The organism is Enemella evansiae (genome assembly GCF_004362375.1).
Classification (GTDB): domain Bacteria; phylum Actinomycetota; class Actinomycetes; order Propionibacteriales; family Propionibacteriaceae; genus Enemella; species Enemella evansiae.
On the sequence record NZ_SNXA01000008.1, the window covers coordinates 1110244 to 1136921 of the forward strand.

Annotated in this window: 24 protein-coding genes and 1 tRNA gene; 13 read left to right on the forward strand and 12 right to left on the reverse strand. The window is 69.3% G+C overall.

The annotated features are described in order from the left end of the window. Positions 1-70: 70 nt before the first annotated feature. The 4 genes from rho to lysA all read right to left on the reverse strand — a co-directional run bounded on the left by rho (position 71) and on the right by lysA (position 6034). Entirely contained in the window at positions 71-2035 is a 1965-nt protein-coding gene (gene rho, locus C8D81_RS05920; protein WP_407644065.1) for a transcription termination factor Rho, read from the reverse strand. Between the two features lie 267 nt (positions 2036-2302). Next, entirely contained in the window at positions 2303-3223 is a 921-nt protein-coding gene (thrB, locus tag C8D81_RS05925) for a homoserine kinase (protein WP_094431852.1), read from the reverse strand. Next, positions 3223-4545 carry a homoserine dehydrogenase gene (locus C8D81_RS05930; RefSeq protein WP_094355403.1) on the reverse strand — a complete coding sequence of 441 codons (1323 nt, stop codon included), beginning with the start codon at positions 4543-4545 and terminating at the stop codon, positions 3223-3225. The genes thrB and C8D81_RS05930 overlap by 1 nt, the downstream gene beginning before the upstream one ends. A gap of 64 nt (positions 4546-4609) precedes the next feature. After that, positions 4610-6034 carry a diaminopimelate decarboxylase gene (lysA, locus tag C8D81_RS05935; RefSeq protein ID WP_094431854.1) on the reverse strand — a complete coding sequence of 475 codons (1425 nt, stop codon included), beginning with the start codon at positions 6032-6034 and terminating at the stop codon, positions 4610-4612. A gap of 64 nt (positions 6035-6098) precedes the next feature. On the opposite strand from lysA, the gene C8D81_RS05940 reads away from it, so the two are divergent. The 5 genes from C8D81_RS05940 (at position 6099) to C8D81_RS05960 (ending at position 13769) form a co-directional block, all read left to right on the forward strand. After that, positions 6099-6173: transfer RNA gene (locus C8D81_RS05940), tRNA-Arg, on the forward strand. Positions 6174-6263: 90 nt separating this feature from the next. Continuing rightward, positions 6264-7583 (forward strand): DUF2029 domain-containing protein, encoded by a 1320-nt coding sequence (locus C8D81_RS05945; protein ID WP_166646691.1) that lies wholly within the window; start codon positions 6264-6266, stop codon positions 7581-7583. A gap of 115 nt (positions 7584-7698) precedes the next feature. After that, positions 7699-11619 (forward strand): multifunctional oxoglutarate decarboxylase/oxoglutarate dehydrogenase thiamine pyrophosphate-binding subunit/dihydrolipoyllysine-residue succinyltransferase subunit, encoded by a 3921-nt coding sequence (locus C8D81_RS05950; RefSeq protein ID WP_229237922.1) that lies wholly within the window; start codon positions 7699-7701, stop codon positions 11617-11619. A gap of 1 nt (position 11620) precedes the next feature. After that, positions 11621-11806, forward strand: coding sequence for a DUF6104 family protein (locus tag C8D81_RS05955; protein WP_094355407.1), 186 nt, complete (start codon positions 11621-11623; stop codon positions 11804-11806). 334 nt (positions 11807-12140) lie between these two features. Further along, positions 12141-13769 (forward strand): hypothetical protein, encoded by a 1629-nt coding sequence (locus C8D81_RS05960; RefSeq protein ID WP_094431859.1) that lies wholly within the window; start codon positions 12141-12143, stop codon positions 13767-13769. Between the two features lie 93 nt (positions 13770-13862). Here the strand turns inward: C8D81_RS05960 and C8D81_RS05965 are convergent, their stop codons facing one another. Further along, on the reverse strand, positions 13863-14405 hold the full coding sequence (locus C8D81_RS05965; RefSeq protein ID WP_094431861.1) for a TetR family transcriptional regulator: 543 nt from the start codon (positions 14403-14405) through the stop codon (positions 13863-13865). Between the two features lie 31 nt (positions 14406-14436). On the opposite strand from C8D81_RS05965, the gene galK reads away from it, so the two are divergent. The 4 genes from galK (at position 14437) to C8D81_RS05985 (ending at position 18350) form a co-directional block, all read left to right on the forward strand. Beyond that, a complete protein-coding gene (gene galK, locus C8D81_RS05970) occupies positions 14437-15585 on the forward strand; it encodes a galactokinase (protein ID WP_229237923.1) in 1149 nt (382 codons plus the stop codon). Between the two features lie 61 nt (positions 15586-15646). Then, complete coding sequence (locus C8D81_RS05975; protein WP_094355411.1) at positions 15647-16564, forward strand: ABC transporter substrate-binding protein; 918 nt, start codon at positions 15647-15649, stop codon at positions 16562-16564. Positions 16565-16575: 11 nt separating this feature from the next. Beyond that, entirely contained in the window at positions 16576-17547 is a 972-nt protein-coding gene (locus C8D81_RS05980; protein WP_094355412.1) for an amino acid ABC transporter permease, read from the forward strand. Next, complete coding sequence (locus C8D81_RS05985; RefSeq protein WP_324614818.1) at positions 17544-18350, forward strand: amino acid ABC transporter ATP-binding protein; 807 nt, start codon at positions 17544-17546, stop codon at positions 18348-18350. Before C8D81_RS05980 ends, C8D81_RS05985 begins: the two co-directional genes overlap by 4 nt. 23 nt (positions 18351-18373) lie before the next feature. Here the strand turns inward: C8D81_RS05985 and C8D81_RS05990 are convergent, their stop codons facing one another. Continuing rightward, positions 18374-18784, reverse strand: coding sequence for a hypothetical protein (locus tag C8D81_RS05990; protein WP_094355414.1), 411 nt, complete (start codon positions 18782-18784; stop codon positions 18374-18376). A 221-nt stretch (positions 18785-19005) separates the two neighbouring features. Here C8D81_RS05990 and C8D81_RS05995 point away from each other — a divergent pair, with 221 nt between their 5' ends. Then, complete coding sequence (locus C8D81_RS05995) at positions 19006-19257, forward strand: WhiB family transcriptional regulator (RefSeq protein ID WP_094355415.1); 252 nt, start codon at positions 19006-19008, stop codon at positions 19255-19257. Between the two features lie 121 nt (positions 19258-19378). On the opposite strand, the gene C8D81_RS06000 is transcribed toward C8D81_RS05995, so the two are convergent. The 6 genes from C8D81_RS06000 to C8D81_RS06020 form a co-directional block, all read right to left on the reverse strand. Further along, complete coding sequence (locus tag C8D81_RS06000) at positions 19379-20845, reverse strand: sensor histidine kinase (RefSeq protein ID WP_094355416.1); 1467 nt, start codon at positions 20843-20845, stop codon at positions 19379-19381. Positions 20846-20922: 77 nt separating this feature from the next. Continuing rightward, complete coding sequence (locus C8D81_RS21920; protein ID WP_369797015.1) at positions 20923-20997, reverse strand: 50S ribosomal protein bL37; 75 nt, start codon at positions 20995-20997, stop codon at positions 20923-20925. Between the two features lie 99 nt (positions 20998-21096). Further along, the gene (rsrA, locus tag C8D81_RS06005; protein WP_229117778.1) at positions 21097-21423 is read right to left on the reverse strand and encodes a mycothiol system anti-sigma-R factor; all 327 of its coding nucleotides are present in this window, start codon (positions 21421-21423) and stop codon (positions 21097-21099) included. Further along, positions 21420-22046: a sigma-70 family RNA polymerase sigma factor gene (locus C8D81_RS06010; RefSeq protein ID WP_094355417.1), complete on the reverse strand. Its 627-nt coding sequence runs from the start codon at positions 22044-22046 to the stop codon at positions 21420-21422. The genes rsrA and C8D81_RS06010 overlap by 4 nt, the downstream gene beginning before the upstream one ends. 71 nt (positions 22047-22117) lie before the next feature. Further along, positions 22118-22798 (reverse strand): alpha/beta hydrolase family protein, encoded by a 681-nt coding sequence (locus C8D81_RS06015; RefSeq protein WP_208109126.1) that lies wholly within the window; start codon positions 22796-22798, stop codon positions 22118-22120. After that, positions 22795-23526: an SOS response-associated peptidase gene (locus tag C8D81_RS06020; protein WP_094431865.1), complete on the reverse strand. Its 732-nt coding sequence runs from the start codon at positions 23524-23526 to the stop codon at positions 22795-22797. Before C8D81_RS06020 ends, C8D81_RS06015 begins: the two co-directional genes overlap by 4 nt. A 98-nt stretch (positions 23527-23624) precedes the next feature. Between C8D81_RS06020 and C8D81_RS06025 the strand changes: the two genes are divergently transcribed. The 3 genes from C8D81_RS06025 to rsgA are packed head-to-tail and all read left to right on the forward strand — an operon-like array spanning position 23625 to position 26670. After that, on the forward strand, positions 23625-24218 hold the full coding sequence (locus C8D81_RS06025) for a DoxX family protein (RefSeq protein WP_094355419.1): 594 nt from the start codon (positions 23625-23627) through the stop codon (positions 24216-24218). Between the two features lie 17 nt (positions 24219-24235). After that, on the forward strand, positions 24236-25636 hold the full coding sequence (gene aroA, locus C8D81_RS06030) for a 3-phosphoshikimate 1-carboxyvinyltransferase (protein WP_094431867.1): 1401 nt from the start codon (positions 24236-24238) through the stop codon (positions 25634-25636). Next, positions 25633-26670, forward strand: coding sequence for a ribosome small subunit-dependent GTPase A (rsgA, locus tag C8D81_RS06035; RefSeq protein ID WP_407644066.1), 1038 nt, complete (start codon positions 25633-25635; stop codon positions 26668-26670). The genes aroA and rsgA overlap by 4 nt, the downstream gene beginning before the upstream one ends. The last annotated feature ends 8 nt before the right edge of the window (positions 26671-26678 follow it).

Here is a 26678-nt window from a genome sequence, read left to right on the forward strand (position 1 = left end):
CGCGAAGCGGTGCCGGGGGCGCGTGTCGAGATGAACTGCTGTCTCGAGATGAATCCAGACGCGAGCAGCGTCAGTCGTCGCGCCCCGGGGTGGTCTTGGAGATCGCCATCAGGAACTCCGCGTTCGAGCGGGTCTTCTTCATCCGGTTGAGCAGCATCTCCAGCGACTGCTGGCCGTCCTGGCTGGACAGCACCCGGCGCAGCTTCCAGATGATCGCCAGCTCCTCGCGGCTGAGCAGCAGCTCCTCACGGCGGGTGCTGGAGCCGACCGTGTCGATCGCCGGGAAGATCCGCTTGTCGGCGAACTCGCGGCGCAGCCGGAGCTCCATGTTGCCGGTGCCCTTGAACTCCTCGAAGATCACCTCGTCCATCTTCGAGCCGGTCTCGATCAGCGCGGTGGCCAGGATCGTCAGCGAACCGCCGTTCTCGATGTTGCGCGCGGCACCGAAGAACTTCTTCGGCGGATAGAGCGCGGCCGAGTCGACGCCACCGGAGAGGATCCGGCCCGATGCCGGGGCGGCGATGTTGTACGCCCGGCCGAGCCGGGTGATGCCGTCCAGCAGCACGACCACGTCATGACCGAGCTCGACGAGCCGCTTGGCCCGCTCGATCGCCAGCTCGGCGACCGTGGTGTGGTCGCTGGCGGGCCGGTCGAAGGTGGAGGCGATGACCTCACCGGAGACGGTCCTCTCGAAGTCGGTGACCTCCTCGGGCCGCTCGTCCACGAGGACCACCATCAGGTGCACCTCGGGGTTGTTCAGCGTGATCGCGTTGGCGATGTTCTGCATGATCATCGTCTTGCCGGCCTTCGGCGGCGAGACGACCAGACCACGCTGGCCCTTGCCGATCGGCGAGACCATGTCGATGATCCGGCCGGTCATGTTGGTCGGCGTGGTCTCCAGCCGCAGGCGCTCCTGCGGATAGAGCGGGGTCAGCTTGTTGAAGTCCGGCCGCTGCTTGGCCTGCTCGGGATCGGCGCCGTTGATGGAATCGATCCGCACCAGCGGGTTGAACTTCTCCTTGCGCTCCCCCTCGCGCGGCTGGCGCAACGCACCGGCGACGACGTCACCCTTGCGCAGCCCGTATTTGCGGACCATGGAGAGCGAGACGTACGCGTCCTCGGGACCCGGCAGGTAACCGGTGGTGCGCACGAAGGCGTAGGAGTCGAGCACGTCGAGGATGCCGGAGACGTTGATCAGCACATCGTCGGGGCTGATCTGCGGCTCGGCGTCCATCCGGTCCATGCCCGATCCGCGGTTGCGGCGGTTGTTCCGGTCCCGGTTGCGGCGCCGACGGCTGCGGCGGGAACCGCCCTCGTCGTCGTTGTCGCGGTCCCGGTTGTCGTTGCGGTCCCGGTTGTCGTTGCGATCCCGGTTGTCGTTCCGGTCCCGGTTGTCGTTCCGGTCCCGGTTGTCGTTCCGGTCCCGGTTGTTCTCGCGGTTCTCGCGGTTGCTGTTCTCGCGGTTGCCGTCGCGGTCGCGCCCACCCTCGCGGTTGGTGTCGCGGTCCCGATTGCCGTCGCGGTTCTGGTCGCGGTTGCGGCGCTGGTCGCGGTCCTCGCCCTGCTCGCGCCGGGGCTGGTCCTCGCGGCCGCCCTGGTCTGGCTGCTCGCCCTGGCGGTTCTCGGCGTTGCGCCGCTCGGCCTCCAGCCGGCGCGCCAGATCCCGCCGAGTGTCCTCCGCCGGCAGTTCCTGCTGCTCGCCACGCGGCTGCTCGGTGCGCTCGGTGCGCTGCGGCTGCTCGGGCGCGCGCTCCTCCCGGGGCTGCTCGGTGCGCTCGGCGCGCGGCTGCTGATCGCGCTTCGGCGCACCGCCGCCGTCCGACTGCCGGTTCTGACCGCCCTGGCCGCCCTGGGCGGCCTTGATGGCTTCGATGAGTTGGCCCTTGCGCATCGCGCCGGTGCCCTTCAGACCGAGCGAGGAGGCGAGCTGCTTCAGCTCGGGCAGCACCATCGCGTCCAGGCCCGAACCCTTGCGACGCCGTCCCGTGGGGGCCTGCTCGGTCCCGGTGGTCGGCATCTCGGTGGTTTCTGTCACTGGTTTCCTTTCCCGGCCAGCCGCGTCGTTCCCTTTGAACCCGCTCGGCTGTGTGGGGTCACACCACCTGTGGTGGTCTTTCGGATCAGGCCCCGGTCCTATGCCCCGCCACCGGCGGGACACGGTCCTCAGACGATCCGGACACGCTCATCGTGATCGAATGCGGAGGATCGTCGCGCCTGACCTGTGAGGCGCATCGAGAGGACCGAAGGGTCCCTCGTCACCACCGAGGCTAGCACTCCCGGCAAGAGATGGGCCACTCAGTCCTCACGACTCGCTGGTCGCACCCCGGCCGAGGCCCAACCGGTGCAGGGTGAACCCCGGCGCCTCCGAGCCGTCCAGCTGCGCGGCCCGGTCCGCGTCGGTGAGCACCAGCACGGTCGGCCCGGCACCACTGATCACCGCCCCGAATCCCTTTGCTCGCAGGGATTTCAGCAGATCCAGCGACTCCGGCATCAGCTCGGTGCGCTGGTCCTGGTGCAGCCATTCGCGGGTCGCCGGGAGCAGCAGTTCCGGGGCGCGGCCGAGGGCGTGGGTGAGCAGTGCGGCACGGGCGGCATTGGCGGCGGCCTCGGCGTGTGGCACCGATTCGGGCAGGACGCCGCGGGCGGTCCGGGTCGCCACCGGCTCGGCATGCACATAGGCCAGGATCCGGACGTCGGGATGCACCGGTGCGGGCACCGCATGCACCCCGGCACCGGTCTCGTCATCGACCCAGGTGAGCACGAAACCGCCCAGGATCGCGGCGGCGACGTTGTCGGCATGGCCCTCGACGGCGTACGCCTGCTCGAGCAGCCAGCTCTCATCGACGGGCGCCTCCGGCCGGGCCAGTGTCCAGGCGGCCCGCAGGCCGGCCACCGCCGCAGCGGCCGAGGACCCCAGGCCGCGGGTGTGCGGGATCGTGTTGTGGGCCACCAACCGCACCCCCGGGGCGTACGCCCCCAGGGCCGCCAGGCCGCGATCCAGACAGGCGATCACCAGATGCGTCCGGTCGCTCGGCACGGTCTCGGCACCCTCACCGGTGACCCGCACCTCGACCCCCTCGGTGAGCACCTCGAGCTCGCAGTCGTCGTACCAGTCGAAGGCCATCCCGAGGCTGTCGAACCCGGGCCCGAGATTCGCACTGTTCGCCGGGACCCGGATCCGGGCGGTGCGCCCCGCCGGCAGCGGCTCGGCCGCCGGTGCCATCACTCGCCCTCGACGCGCATCACCGAGAGCACCTCGTGCACCACCGGCAGCTCGCGCAGGGCGGCGACGGTCGCGCTCAGGGCGGCATCGTCGGCGGTATGGGTGACCACGACCAACCGGGCGCCCTCCCGGCCCGGCCGCGGCGAGCTCTCCTGGCGCAGCGTCTGCACCGACACCTGGTGGGTGGCGAAGCAGTTGGCGATCTCGGCCAGCACACCGGCCTGGTCGTTGACCTCGAGGGAGAGGAAGTAGCGGGTGGCGACCTGACCGATCGGCACCACCGGACGCTGGGCGTAGTTGGACTCCCCCGGCCCGGCCGCGCCGCGGACCCGGTTGCGGGCCACCGTGACCAGGTCGCCGAGCACCGCGCTGGCGGTCGGCGCACCGCCGGCGCCGGGACCGTAGAACATCAGCCGGCCGGCATTGCGGGATTCGACGAAGACCGCGTTGTAGGCCCCGCCGACCGAGGCCAGCGGATGGGAGTTGGGGATCATCGCCGGATGCGTGCGGACCGAGATGGTCTGCTCGCCGTCCTCACCCGGTTCCAGCCGACAGATCGCCAGCGCCTTCACCGTGCAGTCCATCGCCTCGGCGGCGGCGACATCGGACTGGCTGATCTCGGTGATCCCCTCCCGATGGACGTCGGCCGCGGTGACCCGGCTGTGGAAGGCCAGGCTGGCCAGGATCGCCGCCTTGGCCGCGGCGTCGAAACCCTCCACGTCCGCGGTCGGGTCGGCCTCGGCATAGCCGAGGGACTGGGCCTCGGCGAGCACGTCGTCGAAACCCGCGCTCTCGGTGTGCATCTTGTCCAGGATGAAGTTGGTGGTGCCGTTGACGATGCCCATCACCGCGGTGATCTCATCGCCCACCAGCGACTCGCGCAACGGCCGGATGATCGGGATCGCACCGGCCACCGAGGCCTCGAAATAGAGGTCGACACCCGCCTGCTCGGCCGCGGCGAACAGTGTCGCCCCGTCCTCGGCCAGCAGCGCCTTGTTCGCGGTGACCACCGAGGCACCGCCGCGCAGCGCGGTCAGGATCAGCGAGCGGGCGGGCTCGATGCCGCCGATCAGCTCGACCACCAGGTCCACGTCGTCGCGGGCCACCAGCGACTCGGCGTCGGTGGTGAACAGCGCCGGGTCCAGGCCGGGCCGCTCGATCCCGGTCCGCCGGACCGCGATCCCGGTGAGTTCCAGCGGTCGCCCGATCCGGGCGGTGAGGTCCTCCGACTGCTGGGTGATCACCCGGGCCACCTCGGAACCGACCACGCCGCAACCGAGCAGCGCGACCCGCAGCGGGGTCTGGGGGGCGGCGTTGGTCATCGGTGTGCCTTTCGTTTGCGATGCGTCCCGGCGCGTGATTGTTGCAGGGTTGGCGGGTCGGCGCTCATCGCGTCCACTCGGCGGCGTCGACGCCGGGGTCGAGGGAGAGCAGATCAGCGAGCGACTCGCGCCGGATCAGCGTGCCCACCTCGCCCTCGCGCACCGAGAGCACCGGCGGGCGCAGGGCATGGTTGTAGTTGCTGGCCATCGAGCGGCTGTACGCCCCGGCGGCGGGGACCGCGATCAGGTCGCCGGGGGCGATGTCGGCGGGCAGGAACTCATCGCGTACCAGGATGTCGCCGGACTCGCAGTGCTTGCCGACCACCCGGCAGAGCACCGGGCCGGCCTCGGATCGCCGATCGGCCACCGTGGCGGAGTATTCCGAACCGTAGAGCGCGGGCCGGATGTTGTCGCTCATCCCGCCGTCGACCGAGACGTAGCAGCGCCAGGCACCCTCGGAGACCTCGACCATCTTCACCGTGCCGACGGTGTAGAGCGCCATCCCGGGCGGGCCGCTGATCGCCCGGCCGGGCTCGATCGACAGGTGCGGCACCTCGATCTCCAGACCGCGGCATTCCCTTGCCACCAAGGATTGCAGCGCACCGGCCAGATAGTCCGGGGAGCGCGGGGTGTCCGCGGAGATGTAGGCGATGCCGAAGCCACCACCCAGATCGAGCTCGGGCAGCACCACCCCGGTCTCGTCGGCGAGCTGCTTCTGCAGCTCGAGGGTGCGCCGGATCGCCACCTCGAAGCCGGCGGTCTCGAAGATCTGCGATCCGATGTGGGAGTGGATGCCGCGCAGGTCGAGATGCGGATTGTCCGCGCAGCGCCGCAACGCCTCCAGCGCCTGCCCGCCGACGATCGAGAGACCGAATTTCTGGTCCTCGTGGGCGGTGGCGATGTATTCGTGGGTGTGCGCCTCGACCCCGGCGGTGACCCGGACCAGCACCTTGGCGCGGGTCTGGTGCTCGGCGCAGATCTCGGCCAGCCGGTCGATCTCGCTGAGCGAGTCGACGATGATCCGGCCCACCCCGTGCTCGACGGCCAGCTCCAGTTCGGCGCGTGATTTGTTGTTGCCGTGCAGGCCGATCTTCGCCGGGTCCATCCCACCGGCCAGCGCGACGACGAGCTCGTTGCCGGAGCAGACGTCCAGGCACAGCCCCTCCTCGGCGACCCAGCGGACCAGACCGGCGGCCAGCAGGGATTTGCCGGCGTAGTAGACGTCCCAGCCGGCGAAGGCCTCGGCGTACGCCCGGGCGCGTTCGCGGAAGTCGAGTTCGTCGATCACGTACGCCGGGGTGCCGTAGCGCTCGGCGATCTCGGTCACCGGCACTCCCCCGACCTGCAGCACGCCGTCCGCACCGCGGGTCACCGTGCGGGACCAGAGCTTGGCCTCCAGGGCATTCACATCGGCGGGTACCTGCAACCACTTCGGCGCCGGAGTCAGGGTGTCGGCATGGATCGATCCGGCGACATGCATGTGGGTCATGGACGAAACTGTGCCAGATCCGGACGAATCCGCTATAGTCTTCGTCGGCCCTGAAACGGGTCACGCCCCCGTAGCTCAGGGGATAGAGCACCGCCCTCCGGAGGCGGGAGCCTAGGTTCGAATCCTAGCGGGGGCGCCAGTTTCTCTCCCGGCCCGTGAGCGGGCCGGCCCGGGTGATCAGCCAGTAGGCTGCAGGCACGCTCGGCTCGATCACCCGGAGGAAATACAGGTGACCCAGACCTCGGAGCGGACCTCGTCCGCCACCAGATCGTCAGGTGACCTTCCCGGCGCCGTCGTCCTCACCGTGCTGGTCCTCTCCCGGCTCGCTCTCTTCGCGGTCTGGTACTTCGTCCGCGCGCTGGAGTACGGCGATCTCAACTACTACTGGGAGAAGACCTTCCACCTCGGCGAGACCGGGTTGGCGACCACCCTGCGGGAGTACCCCACCCCGGTCGTCTGGCTGCTGGATCTGCCGCAGCTCCTCGGTGGTGGTTCGCGGCCGGCGTACGCCGCCTGGTTCGTGATCGGCATCCTGATCCTCGACCTCGCCTTCTGCTGGGTGCTGTGGCGCTTCGGCGGCCGGTTCCGCGGCTGGGCGATCGCCTTCTGGTCGGTCTTCCTGCTGCTGGTCGGGCCGCTGGTCTGGAACCGATTCGACCTGGTGCCCGCGGTGCTGGTCGGTGCGGCCGCGGTGCTGGCGGTCCGGCATCCCCGCACCAGCGGGGCCCTGCTCGGCATCGGTGCGGCGATCAAACTCTGGCCGGCGGCCCTGATCCCGCTGCTGGTGAACGGCCGCAACCGCGGCAAGGCACTGGTCGGCTTCCTGATCACCGGCGGCGGGCTGGCGCTGATCAGCCTGGCCGCCGGCGGTTGGCCGCGGCTGATCTCGCCGCTGGTCTGGCAGGGCGACCGGGGTCTGCAGATCGAGTCGGTGTGGGCGACCCCGCTGATGTTGTTCCACGCCTTCGAACCCGACCGCTGGGAGATCCGGATCTCCTCCTACCAGGCCTTCGAGATCTTCGGTCAGGGTGTCGGCAAGCTGCTGCTGCTGAGCAATGTGGCCACCGTGCTCGGCGGCCTGGTGGTGCTGGCGATCCTGATCCGCAGCTTCTTCGCCGCGGGCACCTCGGGGCAGCACGTCGACTCCCGGGGCCTGGCGATCGCGATGCTGGCGGTGATCGCGATCATCATCATCACCAACAAGACCCTCAGCCCGCAGTACATCCCCTGGCTCGGTGGCCCGCTGGCCGCGCTGGTCAGCTGGACCGGGCTCGGCCGCGGCCGCCGCGCCGAACCGGACCCGTTCCGGAGCATGGCCACCCGCTGGGTGGTCGCACTGCTGGTGATCGCCTTCGCCTCCCAGCTGGTCTTCCCGACCCTCTACGACGCGATCAACGACCTCCACGTCGACGATCCCTGGACCCCGCTGGCCACCACCGCGCTGGTCGTTCGGAACGGATTGCTGGTGCTGTTCACCCTCGACCTGATCTGGTCGGTCTGGCGTACGCCGCAGGCCCTGGCCCGCGAACGGCGTACCGCCGCGGAATGAGCCCGATGGCACGCCGACGGACCAGTTGCGGGCTGGTATCAATATTTGGGTAGCATCGTAAGAAGGCACTGAGCCCTGACACGTCACATAGCGACACCACCGGAAGAAGGCGATTGTGGCCCCCGCGCCCGACCAAGAGCAGTCCGACTTCGGCGCCAACGACTGGCTCCTCGAAGAGATGTACGACCAGTACCGTCAGGATCCGGGATCCGTGGATCCCAGCTGGCGGGACTATTTCGCCAAGCAGGGTGAAGGGGGTGCTCAGACCGCCACGGCCACCAAGCAGCAGACCACCGCCTCTTCCGCACCGCCGACCAGTGCCCCCGAGACGAAGAAGTCCGAGGCCAAGAGCTCGGATGCCAAGAAGTCGGAGACGAAGAAGTCCGACTCCGGGAAGTCGGAGCCGGCGAAGGCCGATCCGAAGAAGACCGACGCGAAGAAGACCGACAAGAAGCCGGTCACCAAGAACGTCGATGACAAGAAGGCCGGCGACAAGAAGACCGGCGAGAAGGCGACCAGCGCGCCGCGTGCCTCGGTCGAGGCCCCGAACATCGTCCGCGAGATGCGCCCGGCCAAGCCCGGCAACCCCGGCGGCCTGCCGGCCGATCCGCCGAACCCGACGGTCCGCACCGCGGAGACGAAGGCGGAGCCGAAGCGCACCGTGATGAAGGGCGCCCCCGGGCGTACCGCCAAGAACATGGATGCCTCGCTGAGCATCCCGGTCGCCACCAGCGTCCGCGCGGTCCCGATGAAGCTGATCATCGACCAGCGCACCGTGATCAACAACCATCTCCGCCGCGCCCGCGGTGGCAAGGTGTCGTTCACCCACATCATCGGGTACGCGATGGTGCAGGCCCTCAAGGCCGTGCCGGCGATGAACAACTCTTTCGACCTGACCGACGGCAAGCCGACCCTGGTCGAGCCGCAGGAGGTCAACTTCGGCCTGGCGATCGACGTGCCGAAGTCCGACGGCACCCGGCAGCTGCTGGTCCCCAACATCAAGGGCGCCGACGATCTGGACTTCGCCCAGTTCTGGGCGGCGTACGAGGACGTGGTCCGCAAGGCCCGCGACAACAAGCTCGCCGTGACCGACTTCCAGGGCACCACGATCACCCTGACCAACCCCGGTGGCATCGGCACCCAGCACTCGATCCCGCGGTTGATGATCGGCCAGGGCTGCATCATCGGCATCGGTGCGATCGACTACCCGCCGGAGTTCGCGGGCACCGATCGGGAGCGGCTGAACGAGCTCGGCATCTCCAAGATGATGACCTTCACCTCGACCTACGACCACCGGGTGATCCAGGGGGCGCAGTCGGGTGAATACCTGAAGAAGCTGAACGAGCTGCTGCTCGGCGCGGACGGCTTCTACGACGACATCTTCCGGGCGCTGCGGATCCCCTACTCCCCGATCCGCTGGGCCGTCGACGCCTCGGTCAGCCACGAGGCCCAGGTCGGCAAGCAGGCCCGGGTCTTCGAGCTGATCAACGCCTACCGCACCTCCGGTCACTTCATGGCGGATGTGGATCCGCTGGAATACGTCCAGCGCTCGCACCCGGATCTGGAGATCGAGACCCACGGGCTGACCCTGTGGGATCTGGACCGGCCGTTCGCGACCGGTTCCTTCGGCGACGAGAGCAAGCAGTTCATGCAGCTGCGCGACATCCTCGGTGTGCTGCGGGACTCCTACTGCCGCCAGGTCGGCATCGAATACATGTACATCCCCGATCCGAAGCAGCGCCGCTGGATCCAGGACCGGGTGGAGCACCGTTCGGAGAAGCCGCCGCGTGAGGAGCAGCTGCGGATCCTCGACAAGCTCAACGAGGCCGAGATCTTCGAGACCTTCCTGCAGACCAAGTTCGTCGGACAGAAGCGTTTCTCCTTGGAGGGTGCGGAATCCGCGATCGTGCTGCTGGACGAGATCTGCGAGGCGGCGGCCGATGCCGGGCTCGACGAGGTCTGCATCGGCATGCCGCACCGCGGCCGGCTGAACGTGCTGGCGAACGTGGTCGGCAAGTCCTATGCGCAGATCTTCCGCGAGTTCGAGGGCAACCTCGACCCGCGTTCCTCGGAGGGCTCGGGTGATGTGAAGTACCACCTGGGCGCCGAGGGCGAGTTCAAGTCGATGTCGGGCAACACCGTGCTCACCTCGGTCGCGGCGAACCCGTCGCACCTGGAGGCGGTCAATCCGGTGCTCGAGGGTGTCGTCCGCGCCAAGCAGGACATTCTCAACAAGGGCACGGAATTCCCGGTGCTGCCGCTGCTGATGCACGGCGATGCGGCCTTCGCCGGTCAGGGCGTGGTCTTCGAGACCATGCAGATGTCGCAGCTGCGCGGCTACCGGACCGGTGGCACCATTCATGTCGTGGTGAACAACCAGATCGGCTTCACCACCGCCCCCGACCAGTCGCGGTCCTCGGTCTACTCGACCGACGTGGCCAAGGCGGTCGGCGCCCCGGTCTTCCACGTCAACGGCGATGATCCCGAGGCGGTCGCCTGGGTGGGTCGGTTGGCATTCGACTTCCGGCAGGCGTTCAACAAGGACGTGGTGATCGACGTCGTCTCCTACCGTCGTCGCGGTCACAACGAGGGTGACGACCCGAGCTTCACCAACCCGTTGATGTATGACCTGATCGAGCGCAAGCGGTCCACCCGCAAGCTCTACACCGAGGCCCTGATCGGTCGTGGCGACATCTCCACCGAGGACGCCGAGGCGGCGATGAGCCGCTTCCAGCACCGACTGGAAGAGGTCTTCAACGAGGTTCGCGAGGACGGCGACACCGACGGCGACGACTACGCGCGGGTGCCGCGGTACCCGGCCAAGCCGGGTCGGTCCGAGCCGCACAGCTCGATCGACGCCGACATGCTGGCGGTGATCTCCGACGCGCACGTGAACACCCCGGACGGCTTCGTCGGCCACCCGAAGGTACTGCCGCAGTTGGAGCGTCGGGCCAAGGCGATCGTGAACGGTCCGATCGACTGGGCGACCGCCGAGATCCTGGCCTTCGGTTCGCTGCTGCTGGAGGGGCATCCGGTACGCCTCACCGGCCAGGATTCCCGCCGTGGCACGTTCTCCCAGCGGTTCGCGGCCATCATCGACCGGGTCACCGGCGAGCCGTGGGTGCCGCTGCGGAACATGCAGAAGGGCCAGGAGAAGTTCCAGGTCTTCGACAGCCTGCTCAGCGAGTACGCGGTGCTCGGCTTCGAATACGGCTACTCGGTGGCCCGCCCCGAGGCGCTGGTCGCCTGGGAGGCCCAGTTCGGTGACTTCGCCAACGGTGCGCAGATCATCACCGATGAGTTCATCTCCGCCGGTCAGGCGAAGTGGACCCAGAAGTCCGGCATCGTGATGCTGCTGCCGCACGGTTACGAGGGCCAGGGCCCGGACCACTCCTCGGCCCGGCTCGAACGCTGGCTGCAGCTGTGCGCCGAGGACGCGATGGCGGTGGCCCAGCCGTCCACGCCGGCCAGCTACTTCCACCTGCTGCGTACCCACGCGCAGGTGCACTGGCACCGGCCGCTGGTGGTCGCCACGCCGAAGTCGATGCTGCGCAACAAGCGCGCGGTGTCGCAGCCGGAGGACTTCACCGACGGGTCCTGGAAGCCGATCCTGGACGACCCGACGATCACCGACAAGTCGAAGGTGAAGACGCTGATCTTCTGCTCCGGCAAGGTTCGCTGGGATCTGGTCACCGCCCGGGAGAAGAACAAGCAGGAGGGCGAGGTCGCGATCATCGCGTTCGAGCGGCTCTACCCCCTGCCGGGTGCCGAGTTGGCCGAGGCGATCAAGGGTTACGAGCACGTCACCGACATCCGCTGGGTGCAGGACGAGCCGGAGAACCAGGGCGCCTGGCCGTTCATGGCCTACAACCTGCCGGCCGCGCTCGATGAGAACATGCCGTCGGGGTATGAGTTGAAGATGACCCCGATCACCCGACCCGCGTCCTCGGCCCCGTCCGTCGGCTCGGCCAAGGTGCACCAGGCCGAGCAGGCGGAGCTGGTCAAGCGGGCACTGGCCCCGGCCACGGAGAAGTAGGTTGTACTTCACCGATCGCGGCATCGAGGAGCTGCAGCGACGCCGCGGTGAGGAGGAGGTCAGCCTCGACTGGGTGGCCGAGCAGTTGCGTGCCTTCGTCGACCTGAACCCGGAGTTCGAGACGCCGATCGAGCGGCTGGCCACCTGGCTGGCCCGCCTCGACGACGAGGACGACGACCTGGACTGATCGGTCGCATTTCCTGCCGACACAGCGATCCCGCGCACCCCTCGGTGCGCGGGATCGCTGGCTTCCGCACCACTTCCCCCCGTTCATCGAGCAGGTCGCGCAGCGAGCCCTCCCCCGTTCATCGAGTAGGTCGCGCAGCGAGCCCTCCCCCGTTCATCGAGTAGGTCGCGCAGCGACCGTGTCGAGATGAACCCGTGCGCCGGTTGAGCGACCGAGGAACGAGGGAGTCGAAGCCAAGCCCACAGATTCGCCCAAGAACTTCTCCAAACCCTCTTGACTGAATCGAACACAGTGACTATTGTTGGATGCAGCAGATGAGAGGAGGTGACCAAAGATGACCACCGAACGAGCCCAGGTCTTCGCCGCGATCCGCGCCGAAAGCGACCAGATCGCCCAGGCCGAAGCCCGCCGCCTGGTCGCGATCGCCGCCGCCTGCGACACCTACTCCGGCCTCAACACCCACACCGACGAGTTGACCGCCCGCGTGCTCCACGGTGAACAACTCGTCTTCCCCGGCGCGGACGGTACGCCCGGGATCACCGAGTTCTTCCACCTCGAACTCGCGATGTCGCTGGGCTGCTCACCGGAGACCGCGCAGGTCTGGACCGCGGACGTATTGAATCTGCGCCATCGGCATCCGATCCTGTGGCAGGCCACCCTGGACTGCGACATCCCCGTCTGGGTCGCCCGCGATGTCTCCCGCGCCGCCTTGCAGCTGAACTTCACCCAGGCCCGCGAGTTCGACTCCCTCTGGTCACTCCGGCTGATCAACCTCACGCCCAAGCGAGCGGTCGCGACGACCGAAGCCCAGGTCGCACTGATGCTCAACGACGACAAAGAAGCCGAACGCCAGGCCGCCAAGAAGCAGCGCCGCGTCGAGTTCACCCCCAGCCGGAACACCCCGGGGATCACCGACCTCTACGCCAACCTGGACGCCGGTGACGCCGCCCAGTTGAACGGCACCCTCGACCGCCTCGCGGATGTGTTGAAGGCCGGTGGCTCCACGGCCAGTCGTGATGAGTTGCGTGCCGAAGCGTTGGGCCATCTGGCGCATCCCGAGCGGGCCCGGCAACTCTTGCAACCCTCACTGTTCGACGGCGCCACCGTCACCCCTACCGGTGATGTGGTCAACAAGCATGGTGAGATCGTCACGCCCACCTCGGAGCGGTGTCGGCACGGTGCGGAGCTGATCCTGCACGTCCACCAGAAGGACCTCGCCAACCGCCGCGGTGGTGAAGGCGACGCGCTCGGGCCGGTCACCCTGCAGCACTTGAAGGAGCTGCTCGCCCAGTGCGCTGGCACCGTTCGGGTGCGGCCGGTGATCGACCTGGCCGCGCCGGTGATGGTGAACACCTACCGACCGAGCGACGAGTTGGCGCAGCGGGTGAAGCTGCGGGACCGATATGTGATGTTCCCCCGCTCCAACCGCTCCGCCTTCGGCCGCGGGATCGACCTGGACCACACCATCCCCGCACCGGAGGGACCGACCAGCTCCAGCAATCTGGGGCCGTTGAACCGGCCAGCCCACCGCGCCAGAACCCATGCCGGGTTCATTCTCGAGCAACCCTCACCCGGTGTGTTCCACTGGCGAACTCCCGCAGGGCAGGAGGCCTGGGTCAGCCACCACGGGACCTGGGACCATCCACCACCCGATCATCTGATCAACGACCCCGCGGCTTCGCTGTCCCGGACCGAAAAGCTACTTCGGGACACCCTCGGCAACGGGCAGACCCAGTTGGAGAAGGAACAGGCCGAAGCCGAACAAGCAGCCGACGAAGCTCGCGAACGCGAGCGACTCCGCCGCGCCCGCAAAGCCCAACGCCTCCGCGACCTACGCCAAGCTGCCCGCGAACAAGCCGAGGCGGCGAAACAGAAGAAGGCGAAGAAGCCGGTTCACCCGGAGCACCAGCCTGCCCTGATTCCCCACCGTGGCAGCGAATCGGCCGAGCCCCTACCATTCTGACCCGGCTCAGGAACGGGGGGCATCTCGACACGGTCGCTGCGCGACCTGCTCGATGACCATGGAAGGATCCTCGCGCGCTCAGCCGACGGGACGTCAGAGGCCGGTGACCAACAGGCGTACCCCGCCCGCGAACGTCGCATCAGGATCCGGAGCCGCGCCATCCGGCGCCACCACCCCGAGCTCGACCAGTTGCGCATGACCCTGCTCGTCGATCACATGGCCGAGGACCAGGTGCACCACCGTCGCCGCCACCACGCGAGCATCCACCTCCACAGCGGCCGGTGATCCCGCCAGCAATCCCGCCAGATGATCCACCGGCGAGGTCTGCGCCAACCGCATGCTCAGCACCGACGCCACCAGCTCCGCCCCATCGCGGTGTGCCAGCAGCGCCGCCCGGAAGGCATCCGCCCAGACCGTGACGATCTCCCCCGGCGTACCGATCGGCTCCGGCAACCCGGCGAGGATCTCATCGGCCAGGGCAGCCAGCAGCGACTGCTTGTTCGCCACATGGTGATAGAGCGCGCCCGCCTGCACGTCCAACGCCCCCGCGATCCGGCGCATCGTCAGATCGGCCAACCCGTACTGATCAAGGATCCCGAGCGCGGTGACGACGACATCACGGCGGCGCAACGGCATGATGGGGACCCTACCGAAAGGACCTTCGCCTGTGCCCACGTTCGACCTGCCCGCCGCCGACGGCCACTGGTTCGCCCCCGGGCGGGTCAACCTGATCGGTGAGCACACCGACTACAACGACGGCTTCGTGCTCCCCTTCGCCCTCCCCCTCGGCATCCGGGTCGCCGCCCGGCTCCGCGACGACGACCGGGTCACCTTCGCCTCCACCAGCGAGGCCGACGGCGCGCACCTCACCCTGGCCGACCTCGGCGACCCGGTCCCCGACACCTTCCCGGGCTGGTACGCCTATCCCGCCGGTGTGCTCTGGGCACTGGGGCAGCAGGACCTCCCGCTCCGCGGCCTGGACCTGGTCTTCGACTCCAACCTGCCGGTCGGCGCCGGCCTCTCCTCCTCCGCCGCCATCTGCTGCGCCACCGTCGCCGCGGTCGCCGACCTCTGCGAACTGGACCTGACCCGGATGCAGCGCGCCCAGACCGCCCGGCAGGCCGAGAACGACTACGTCGGCGCCCCCACCGGCTTCATGGACCAGGCCGCCTCCACGCTCTGCACCGCCGGCCACGCCCTACTGCTGGACTGCCGCGACCTGGGCACCGAACAGGTCCCCCTCGATCTCCCGGCCGCTGACCTGGAGCTGCTGGTCCTGGACACCCGCACCCCGCATTCCCTGGTCGACTCCGCGTACGCCGAACGCCGCCGCTCCTGCGAACAGGCCGCCGCCGCCCTCGGCGTACCCGCCCTGCGCGACATCACCGACGTCACCGCCCTCGCCTCCCTCACCGACCAGCCCGACGGTGACCTGCTGCTGCGCCGCGCCCGGCACGTGGTCACCGAGAACGCCCGGGTGCTCGCGGTCGCCGATCTGCTGCGCGCCGGCCGGGTCGCCGAGATCGCACCCGCACTGGACGCCTCGCACGCCTCGATGCGTGACGACTTCGAGATCACCGTGCCCACCGTCGACCTGGCCGTCGAGACCGCCCGCAGCGCCGGCGCGCTCGGCGCGCGGATGACCGGCGGCGGATTCGGTGGCTGCATCATCGCGCTCTGCCCCACCGGCAGGGCCGAGCCGATCGCCCGCCAGATCGCCGCCGCATTCGCCACCAACGGCTTCGGCGCACCCGAGTGGTTCACCGCCGAACCGGCCGCCGGTGCACACCGATTGGACAACGATTCGGCATCGTGATTTCCCCAGACCCCGCCGTAGTGGAAATATTGCCCACCTGTTCCAACCCCTGGAGTTGACCATGCGCACTCGTTCCCTGGCCACCACGGCCGCACTCGCCACGCTCACCCTGACCATGGCCGCCTGCGGATCCACCTCGCTCAGCGGTGGCAGCGGCGCCGGCGGCGCCGCCACCCCGGCCGGTGGCACCCAGGAACCCGTCCAGGTCGACCAGGCGCTGGCCGCCAAACTCCCGGAGAAGATCAAGGCCGACAAGAAGATCGTCGTCGGTACCGACGCCACCTACGCGCCCAACGAATTCCTGGACGCCGACGGCAAGACCGTGATCGGCGCCGACATCGACGTGCTGAACACCGTCGCCGCCCGCTTCGGCGTCACCGTCGAATACCAGCCGGCCGGCTTCGACACCATCATCACCGGTGTCCAGGGCAAGAAGTACGACCTGGGCATCTCCTCGTTCACCATCACCGACAAGCGGCTCGAGCAGGTCAACATGGTGAGCTACTTCAACGCCGGCACCCAGTGGGCCACCGCCCAGGGCAATCCCAAGCAGGTCGACCCGGAGAACGCCTGCGGCAAGACCGTCGCGGTCCAGACCGGTACCACCCAGGACCAGGACGATCTGCCCGTGCGGCAGGAGAAGTGCGGCGCGAACAAGATCAACGTGCTGCAGTTCGACGGCCAGGACCAGGCCACCGCCGCCGTCGTCTCCGGCCGCGCCGACGCGATGCTCGCCGACTCGCCGGTGGTGGCGTACGCCGCCAAGCAGTCCCAGGGCAAGCTCGCCCCGCTCGGTGAGATCTACGACGCCGCGCCCTACGGCATCGTGGTGCCGAAGGATCAGACCGACTTCGCCAATGCGATCGCCGAGGCGCTCACCAAGGCCAAGGCCGACGGCAGCTACGAGCGCGCGCTGCAGAAGTGGGGCACCGAGAACGGCGCGATCAGCTCCTTCCAGGTGAACCCGGCCGCCTCCTGAGGCAGGGCGCGATGAGCAGCCAGGTCCCCGATACCCGCGAGGCAGCCGACACCGCCGAGCGCCCCGGTCGCATCGACGCCGTCCCGGTACGCCACCCGTGGCGCTGGGTGGCGGTCGCGGTGATCGCGGTGCTGGCGCTGATGTTCCTCAACATGGTGCTGTTCAACCCGGCCTTCGACTGGCCCTTCATCGCCGAGGCGATGAATCAGAAACCGGTCATCGAGGGGTTCATCAAGGGCACCCTGCTGGTCACCGTGTTCAGCATGTTCTTCGGGGTGCTCGGCGGGGTCGTGCTGGCGGTGATGCGGCTCAGCGACAATCCCATCCTCAAAGCGGTTTCCTGGGCCTACACCTGGTTCTTCCGGGCCGTCCCCCGCTATGTGCTGCTGACCATCATGGGCGCCCTCGGCATCGTCTTCCAGCAGGGCCTCGCCTTCGGTGTCCCCTTCGACTGGAAGATCATCTCGTGGCTGGGGTTGCCCGAGGGCACCAGCTGGCGCTTCCTCACCCTCGATGCGAACGCGATCTTCGCCGGCTTCGCCGGTGCGGTGATCGGGATGGCGGCCTCCGAGGCGGCGTACATGGCCGAGATCGCCCGCGCCGGCATCCTCTCGGTCGACAAGGGCCAGTCCGAGGCCGCCGAGGCCCTCGGGATGAGCCCCGGCAAGGCGATGTGGCGGATCATCCTGCCGCAGGCGATGCGGGTGATCGTGCCGCCGACAGGCAACGAGACCATCGCGATGCTCAAGGACACCTCGCTGCTGCTCGCGATCCCGTTGTCCACCGAGCTGTTCTTCCAGCTCAGAGCGATCGGGTCGCGGACCTATCAGACCTTCCCCGTGCTGATCTCGGCCACCCTCTACTATCTGATCGCGACCAGCGTGCTGATGGTCGGGCAGGCCTGGCTGGAACGCCACTTCGGCCGCGGCTTCGGCGGCGAGGCCGACACCCAGCGCCGGTTGATGATGGGAGCCGACCATTGAGCGACACCGCCGCCACCGCGCAGCCGCTGGTCCGGGCGCTGAACGCCACCAAGTTCTTCGGCGACAACGAGGTGCTCAAGGGCATCGACCTGGAGGTGCACTCCGGTGAGGTGGTCTGCCTGCTCGGCCCCAGCGGTTCGGGCAAGACCACCTTCCTGCGGTTGATCAACCAGATGGAGATCCTCACCGGTGGCCGGATCTGGGTCGACGGCGAGCTGATCGGGATCACCGAGAAGAACGGCAGGCTGCATCGCCGCCACGTCCGCGACATCGCGCGGCAGCGCGCCGAGATCGGGATGGTCTTCCAGCGGTTCAACCTGTTCCCGCACCTCACCGCGATCGGCAACGTGATGGAGGCCCCGATCCACGTCAAGGGCATCGGCAGGCAGCAGGCGCGGACCCGGGCGACGGAGTTGCTCGATCGGGTCGGGCTGGCCGACCGGGCCGACTACTATCCCTCCCAGCTCTCCGGCGGCCAGCAGCAGCGGGTCGCGATCGCCCGGGCGCTGGCGATGGAACCGCGGTTGATGCTCTTCGACGAGCCGACCAGTGCGCTCGACCCCGAACTGGTGGGTGAGGTGCTGTCGGTGATGAAGCAGCTGGCCGCCCAGGGCATGACGATGATCGTGGTCACCCACGAGATGGAGTTCGCCCGCGAGGTCGCCGACCGGGTGGTGTTCATGGCCGACGGTCAGGTAGTCGAGTCGGGTACGCCGCAGCAGGTGCTCGGCGATCCGCAGCAGCAGCGCACCATGGATTTCCTGACCCGGGTGCGCCAGGGCGTGGACGCCGACGACGCCTGACCCGGCGGCCGGCCCGGTCCGCCTCAGTCCGCGGCGTCGCGGACCAGCACCCGGGTGCTGGCCGGATGCAGCACGCAGCCGATCACCACGATCGAGGCGGCACCCAGCGCCACCGCGATCGGCCAGGTCGCACCACCGAAGAAGGACCACGCGATCGGCAGGTTGATCAGCTGGGTGGCCACCACCGGCCCCCGGCTCCAGGTCCGCATCCGCAGCAGCCCGCCGGCCAGCAACCCACCCAGGGCGAGGCCGTAGCCGATCAGGATGATCGCCCCACCGACCCCGACCACCGGCCGGTTCCCGCGGACGTTGAACGCATCCAGCACGCCGAGGACCACACAGACCAACCCCTCCAGCAGCAGGATCAGCGCGGCCACGATCAGGGTGCGCGGCCGGCTCGCGGCGGGGGCGGTCGTCTCGGGTGTTTCGGGCACCGGCCCAGACTACCGGCATACCCCCGTCTGATCGACCGCCGAACCGGGTAACCCACGCAGTCAGAGCCGATTAGTGTGAGCAAACCGACCTGTCAAGATCTTGTTTTCATCGGACTTACTTGCCAGTCTTGTCAGGTCACAATGAGCAGGGCCCCCAGCTTCCCCCGCAGCGCCGCGATCCGGAGACGTGGGCCCGAAACCTGAGAGGAGGGGACCAAGGCATGGATTGGCGCCATGAGGCAGCCTGTCTGGACGAGGATCCCGAACTCTTCTTCCCGATCGGAAACACCGGACCCGCGCTGCTGCAGATCGAAGAGGCCAAGCAGGTGTGCAAGCGGTGCACGGTGCGAGAGCAGTGCCTGCAGTGGGCACTGGAGGCGGGCCAGGACCACGGTGTGTGGGGCGGCCTGTCCGAGGACGAGCGTCGCGCGATGAAGCGCCGCGCCGCTCGGTCCAGAATCCGCAGCGCGTGAGCGCACGAATCGGACACGCCTGAGATCGCCTGGCGATCGATCAGCACGAAGAAGCACGGAGCCCCGGGGATGGATCCCCGGGGCTCATCGTGTTCCGGGGCCCATCGTGCCCGGGGCTCGATCAGGAGTCGTTCGCCATCGGCAGCCGGACCCGGGCCAGCGATCCCGGCGCGTCCGGATTGTTCATCAGCTCGAAGGTGCCGCCCAGGTCGCGGACCAGGGTCGAGACGATGCTCAACCCCAGGCTCCGCGAGGTGGCCAGCTGGAAGTCCTCCGGCAGCCCCGTCCCGTCGTCGACGACCTCGACCTCGAGCCAGCCCGCATCGGTGCGCGGGCGGACCGTGACCGTCCCGCCGCTGGAGCCGCTCAACCCATGCTCGATGGCGTTCTGGCAGAGTTCGGTGACCACCAGCGAGAGCGCGGTCGCGACCGGGGCCGGGACCATGCCGAAGCTGCCCTCGCGGCGCGCCCGCACCCCCTCGGGGTGATCGTGCTGGGTCGCCACCGCGCCGACCATCTGCAGCACCCGGTCGGCCACATCGTCGAAGGGCACCGATTCGTCGAAGGTCTGGGAGAGCGTCTCGTGCACCACCGCGATCGCGGCCACCCGCGACATCGCCTCGGTCAACGCGACCCGCGCCTCGGGCGAGCGACGGGCCTGCATCCGCAGCAGCGCGGCCACCGTCTGCAGGTTGTTCTTCACCCGATGGTGGATCTCCCGGATGGTGGCGTCCTTGGTGACCAGCTGACGCTCCCGCAGGCTGATCTCGGTGATGTCGCGACAGAGCACGATCAGCTCGTCCGAACCGTCCTCACCGCGCAGCGGCACCAGCCGCAGCCGGATCGTCACATTCCCGGCGATCGCCTCCACCTCGGAGATCTCGGTGGTGAAGTACGCCTCATCGGCCGGCGCGCTGCCCCCGGCGGCCTCGGCCAGGCCGCGCAGCAGCGAGGGCAGGTGCTCGTCCTCGGGATAGGAATCCAGACCCAGGCGACGCAGCGCGGTGATCGCGTTCGGGGTGGCGTAGGCGACGTTGCGATTCTTGTCCAGCCGGTACACCCCGTCACCGACCCGCGGGCTGAAGACCATGTCGCTCGGCGTACCCGTCGGGTATTCCCCGCGCGAGACCATCTCGGTGAGGACCTCGGCCATCTCCAGATAGTTGTCCTCCAGCGCACCGGGCGCGCGGACCCCCATCTGGTTGGTGTGCCGCTCGATCACCGCCAGCACCTTGCCGTCGCGATGGATCGGCACCGCGTGCACGTCGACCGGTATCCCGGCCTGCAGTTTGTTCTCCGAGGTCTCAACCTCGGTTCCGGTGAGGTACGCCTCCGGCACCCCGTGTTCGGGCAGGTAGGCGATCTCGTCGCCGGCGACGTCGAACTCCAGCGCGGTGGGGCCGGTCGCCGGGCGGACCTGGGCGGCGGCCCAGAAGATGTTGGGATCGGTGTCGGGGATCCAGAGCACCAGATCGGAGAAGGAGAGATCGGCGAGCAGATGCCACTCCGCGACGAGCCGGGTGAGGAACTCCTCGTCCTCCGGCCCGATGTCGGTGTGATCGCGGACCAGGGTGGACAGCAGCGGCATGGGCACCAACCTACTCACTGGTCACAAGACGCCGCGAGCCCGGGTCGATGACCCGGGCTCGGTGGTTGAGCGTGTGCTCAGGCGTTGGGGCGCTTGCCGTGGTTCGCGCCCTTCTTGCGACGCGCGCGGCGCTTGCGGCCGGTCTTGCCCATGTCAGCCTCCTGCTGTCTGTGATGATCGACAGGTAACCCTATCGCGTCCGGACCCGGATCGCGGAATCGCCAGCCCCGAAACCCTCAGCCCCGACGCCCTCAGCCGCGACGCCACGTGGTGATCGAGGTCATGATGCTCACCCGCAGCTGCTGGGGCGCCTTCTCCTCGGGGCAGCAGCGGTTCACCAGCTGCTTGATCGCGTGCTCGGCGTCGAAGTCCTCGACACAGCGCTCACAGGCCTCCAGATGCAACCGGATCACCTCGGTGGACGCACCGTCGAGCTCGTGGTCCAGGAAGGCGGTGACCCGCTGCAGCACCACCGAGCAGTCCTGCTCGGCGAGCCGACGCAATTCCTCGGCGTCGGCACCGTCCAGCTCGGGGCCATCCAGCTCGGGTCCGGGATCCTGCGGCTCGCGGGGCGTCACGATGCGTCCTGGGGCAGCATCCCGTGATCCCGGGCGTAATCGGACAGGGCCTTGCGCAGCTGGGCGCGGCCGCGGTTCAGCCGGGACATCACGGTCCCGATCGGCGTACCCATGATCTCGGCGATCTCCTTGTAGGCGAAGCCGTCCACATCGGCCAGATAGACCGCGGTCCGGAAGTCGTCGGAGAGGTTGTTCAGCGCGTCGGTGACGGCCGAATCCGGCATCCGGTCCAGCGCCTCCATCTCGGCCGAGCGCAGCCCGGTGGAGCTGTGCGACTCGGCGCGGGCCAGCTGCCAGTCCTCGACCGATTCCCCGTCGGAGATCTTCGGCGAGCGCTGCGCCTTGCGGTAGCTGTTGATGTAGGTGTTGGTGAGGATCCGGTAGAGCCACGCCTTCAGGTTGGTGCCCGGGGTGTACTGGTGGAAGGACTGGTACGCCTTGGCGTAGGTCTCCTGCACCAGGTCCTCCGCATCGGAGGGATTGCGGGTCATCCGCAGGGCCGCGCCGTAGAGCTGGTCCAGATGCCCCAGAGCGTCCCGCTCGAAGCGCGCGGAGCGCTCGGCCTCGGTCTCGGTCGACAGATCGAGTTCCGGGTCGCGCAGTTCATCGCTCGGCAGTGTCATCACGTATGACAGTACCGGTGCCGGGAAAGTTGTGCTCGTCATCACCCGGCACAACGGGACCGGGTCGCCGGTTATTCCCCGGCTCTCCCCCGCCCGCCGACGATCCGGTCGACGAAGTCGGTGACATCGGAGGTCAGCACCGCCGCGATCTGCGCGGGCGTGCTGGCCGCCCGGGCCGGTGGTTTCAGTTCGTGCGCGCAGTTCGGGACCACCACGACGCGGATCTGGTCGGCACCCGCCTCGTCGACGACGGCCGCGACCTCCGCGGGGGTGCCGAAGGGGTCGCGCTCGCCCTGCAGCACCAGCACCGGGGCGGTGGCGCCGAGCAGTTCGGGAGCACGGGACTTCTCCGGTTTCCCCGGTGGGTGCAGTGGGAACGACAGCGCGACCACCCCGGCGACCGGGTGCGCTGCCGCCCAGCGGACCGCGACCCGCGCCCCGGCGCTGCGGCCGCCGACGAACAGCGGCAGCCCCGGATGGGTCTCCTCGGCGTACGCCACCGCGGGCGCCCAGCCCTCGTCCAGCCGGGCCGGGGCGGGCGCGATCTTCCGGCCGGCGGTCCGCCACGGCTGCTCGAAGCGGAGCACCACGATGCCCTGCTCACCCAGTCCGGTCAGCGCGACCAGGTCGGGGGCGTCGACTCCCCCGCCGGCGCCGTGGCCGAGCAGCAGCACCGCCCGCGGATCGCCCGCGGTGGGCGCTGCGGCGTACATCCGGGAGGGGCCGAGCGGGGTCTCCAGGTCGACGATCACGGCGCCTCGACCGGCTCGACGAGTTCGGGTGAGTTGTTGCGGATGTTGCCGACCGCCTTCGCGACCGGGTACGCCGCCAGCAGCTCGGCATCGGTGACCCGCAGCAGCTCCTGGGCCGCCGCCGGGTCGGTGAGCCCGGGATCGAGCCAGTCGTCCCAGGCCTCCCGGGCGATCACCATCGGCATCCGGTCGTGCAGGTGGCCCAACGCGTCGGTGGCGCTGGTGGTGATGATCGAACAGGTGCTCAACCAGGCGTCCGGGTCACCGGAGGGCCGGGAGTCGTCGCGCCAGAACTCATAGATCCCGGCCATCACCAGCCGGCCGCCGTCACCGCGGTGGATGAAATACGGCTGCTTGCCAGGTTTGCCACCGGGCGGCGCCTCGGTGGCGTACCACTCGTAGTAGCCGTCTGCCGGCAGCAGGCAGCGCCGGGCCGCGAAGGCCTTGCGGAACGACGGCTTCTCGGCCACGGTCTCGGCGCGGGCGTTGATCATCCGGGCGCCGCCCTTCGTGTCCTTCGACCAGGACGGCACCAGCCCCCAGCGCAGGGGCACCAGCTTGCGCCGGCTCTCCCCGTCATCCTTGGAGACCCGCTGCACGATGGCCGCGACCGGGTCGGTCGGGGCGATGTTCCAGCTGGCCGCGGGCAGCTCACCGGCCACCTCGTCGATGTCGAATTCCTCCACCAGCTCGGCCTCATCGGCCGAGGCCGCGTAGCGCCCACACATGCCAGCCAATCTACGACCAGTGGTCCAACGATGCCCGCGGGACCCGAGGGGACCCCCCGGCCTTTCCAAGCCAAACCCGACACGGTAGACATAGGCCTATGACTCTGATGCGCGCGCTCGCCAGGACCATGCTCGCCGGCTACTTCGTGGTCAATGGAGCCAAGGCCCTCAAGGACCCCACGCCCTATGCGGCGGAGCAGGAGAAGTTCGCCAGCAAGGTGGTGCCGCTGGCCAAGAAGGTGGCGCCGGCCGAGGTGGCCACCGCCATCCCCACCGACACCGCCAGCCTGGCCCGGATCTCCGGTGGCCTCCAGGTCGCCGGTGGACTCGGCCTGATCTTCGGCAAGGGCCGCCGCCTCGGTGCCGGCCTGCTGGCCGCCTCGATGGTGCCGCAGCTGATGAGCGGTGGCGCGGGCCAGGGTGCCAGCCTCGAGCAGAAGGCGGCCGCCCGCAACGAACTGCTGAAGAACCTGGCGCTGGTCGGTGGCGCACTGGTCGCCGCCGGTGACACCGAGGGGCAGCCGAGCATCGCCTGGCGCGCCCAGGACCAGGCCAACCGGATCGGCCGCCGGGTGGAGAAGGCACGGGCCCAGTTGGAGAAGGACGCCGAAGTGTCCAAGCGCGAGGCCCGCAAGCGGCTGAAGCGCGCCCGCAAGGACGCCAAGAAGCGGGTCAAGGAGATCTCCTCCTGACTGCCGGACGACCTCCGATGAGCACGCCCTCGCATTCCGACCTCTCCGGCGCCGACCGCCCCGCGCGGTCGGCGCCGCCGCGTCGCGCCGCGGACACCGGTCCCTGGCCCGCCCCGATCGCCGCCGAACCGGTGCACGCCACCGTCCGGGTACCGGGTTCGAAGTCCGAGACCAATCGGGCCCTGGTACTGGCCGCGCTGGCCGACGGTCCGAGCGCCATCACCGGTGGCCTGGACGCCCGGGACACCCGGTTGATGCGCGACGGCCTGCGCACCCTCGGCGTCGGCATCGACGACAGCGGGCCCAGCTGGCGGATCACTCCCCCGGCCGACGGCTTCAGCGCCGGCGGGGACATCGACTGCGGCCTGGCCGGCACGGTGATGCGCTTCCTGCCGCCGATCGCCGCCCTGGCACCGGGAACGGTGGGTTTCCGTGGCGACGCCGAGGCGACCAAGCGGCCGATGGGCCCGCTGCTGGACGCGCTCTCCGACATCGGCGCCGAGATCGACCCGGCCGACACCCAGCACCTGCCGTTCACCGTCACCGGTCGGCCCGACCTGCCCGGCGGGCCGGTGCTGGTGGACTCCTCCAGCTCCAGCCAGTATCTGTCCGCACTGCTGCTGGTCGGCGCCCGCTTCGCCCGCGGGTTGGACGTGCGTCACATCGGCCCCACCCTGCCCAGCCGACCGCACATCGAGATGACGGTGCTGATGCTGCGCGAGCGCGGCGTCCGGATCGAGCAGCAGGGCACCGACCGCTGGATCGTGCAGCCGGGGCCGATCGCGGCCCGGGACACCACGATCGAGCCGGATCTGACCAATGCCGCCGCCTTCCTGGCCGCCGCGGTGATCACCGCCGGTGAGGTGCGGGTGCTCGACTGGCCGGAGCGGACCAACCAGCCCGGGGATCTGGCCCGTGAGGTGTTCGAGGCCTTCGGGGCCAGCGTGGAGCGCCGCGACGGGGCCCTGGTGGTACGCGGCCAGGACCGGTTGCGGGGTGTCGATCTGGACCTGTCGGCCGCCTCCGAGCTGACCCCGGTCGTCGCCGCCCTGGCCTCGGTCGCCCGGGACACCTCGCATCTGCGGGGCGTCGCGCACATCCGCGGCCACGAGACCGACCGGCTCGCCGCCCTGGAGACCGAGCTGAACCGGCTCGGTTCGCACACCCGGCAGACCCACGACGGGCTGGTGATCCACCCGCGGGTGCTGCACGGCGGGGAGTGGCGGACCTATGCCGACCATCGGATGGCGCACGCCGGTGCGCTGCTCGGCCTGCTGGTCGACGACATCACCCTCGACGATGTCGGGTGCACCGCCAAGACGCTGCCGGAGTTCCCGATGCTGTGGACGAAGATGCTCGACGACTCCGACGAGTGGTCCGAGCGCGGGAACGGGTCCACCGGCGGGGTCCAGGCGTGATCCGTCGGGGCGGGATCCACTCCGACGACCACGCCGGTTTCGATCGCCCCCGCCGCCGGAGCCGGCCACGGACCAAGGACCGTCCCGACTATTCCGCCGCCGCGTTGGGCATGGTGATGACCATCGATCGCGGCCGTTACCGCTGCCTGCTGCTCGACGAGGCGGACCAACCGGGTCCCGATGCGGTCCCGGTGACGGCGATGAAGGCCCGCAACCTCGGCCGTCGCTCGGTGATCGTCGGCGACCGGGTACGCCTGGTCGGCGATCTGTCCGGGGCGGACGGCAGCCTGGCCCGGATCGTCGAGGTCACCGAACGCGACACCGTGCTGCGGCGTACCGCCGATGACGACGATCCCTATGAGCGCCCGATCGTGGCCAATGCCGACCAGCTGGTGATCGTCACCGCGCTGGCCGACCCACCGCCGCGGACCGGGATGATCGACCGGATCCTGGTCGCGGGTTACGACGCCGGGCTGGAGCCGCTGCTCTGCCTGACCAAGGCCGATCTGGCCTCCCCCGACGACCTGGTGGCGGCGTACACCCCCCTCGGTGTGCCGATCGTGGTCAGCGAACCCGGTGCCGACCTGGCCGAACTCAGGCAACTGCTGAGCGGGCGGATCTCGGTCTTCATCGGGCACTCCGGGGTCGGCAAGTCGACCCTGGTGAACGCACTGATCCCCGGCCTGGATCGGGCCGTCGGCGTCGTCAACGAGGTCACCGGCCGGGGCCGGCACACCTCCACCTCGGCGATCGCGCTGCGGTTGCCCGAACTCGCCGACGGGGAGCCCGGCGGCTGGGTGATCGACACGCCCGGGGTGCGGTCCTTCGGGCTCAGCCATGTCACCCCCGCCGATGTGATCAAGGCTTTCCCGGATCTGCTCGAGTTCACCGCCGACTGTCCGCGGGGTTGCGAGCATGGCTTCGACGCCGTCGACTGCGGGCTGGATGCCGCCGTGCAGGCCGGTGAGCTCCCGCGGGCCCGGGTCGACTCGTTCCGGCGGATGGTCGCCGCGCGCGCCCTGCCCTACGAGTGAGGATAGAT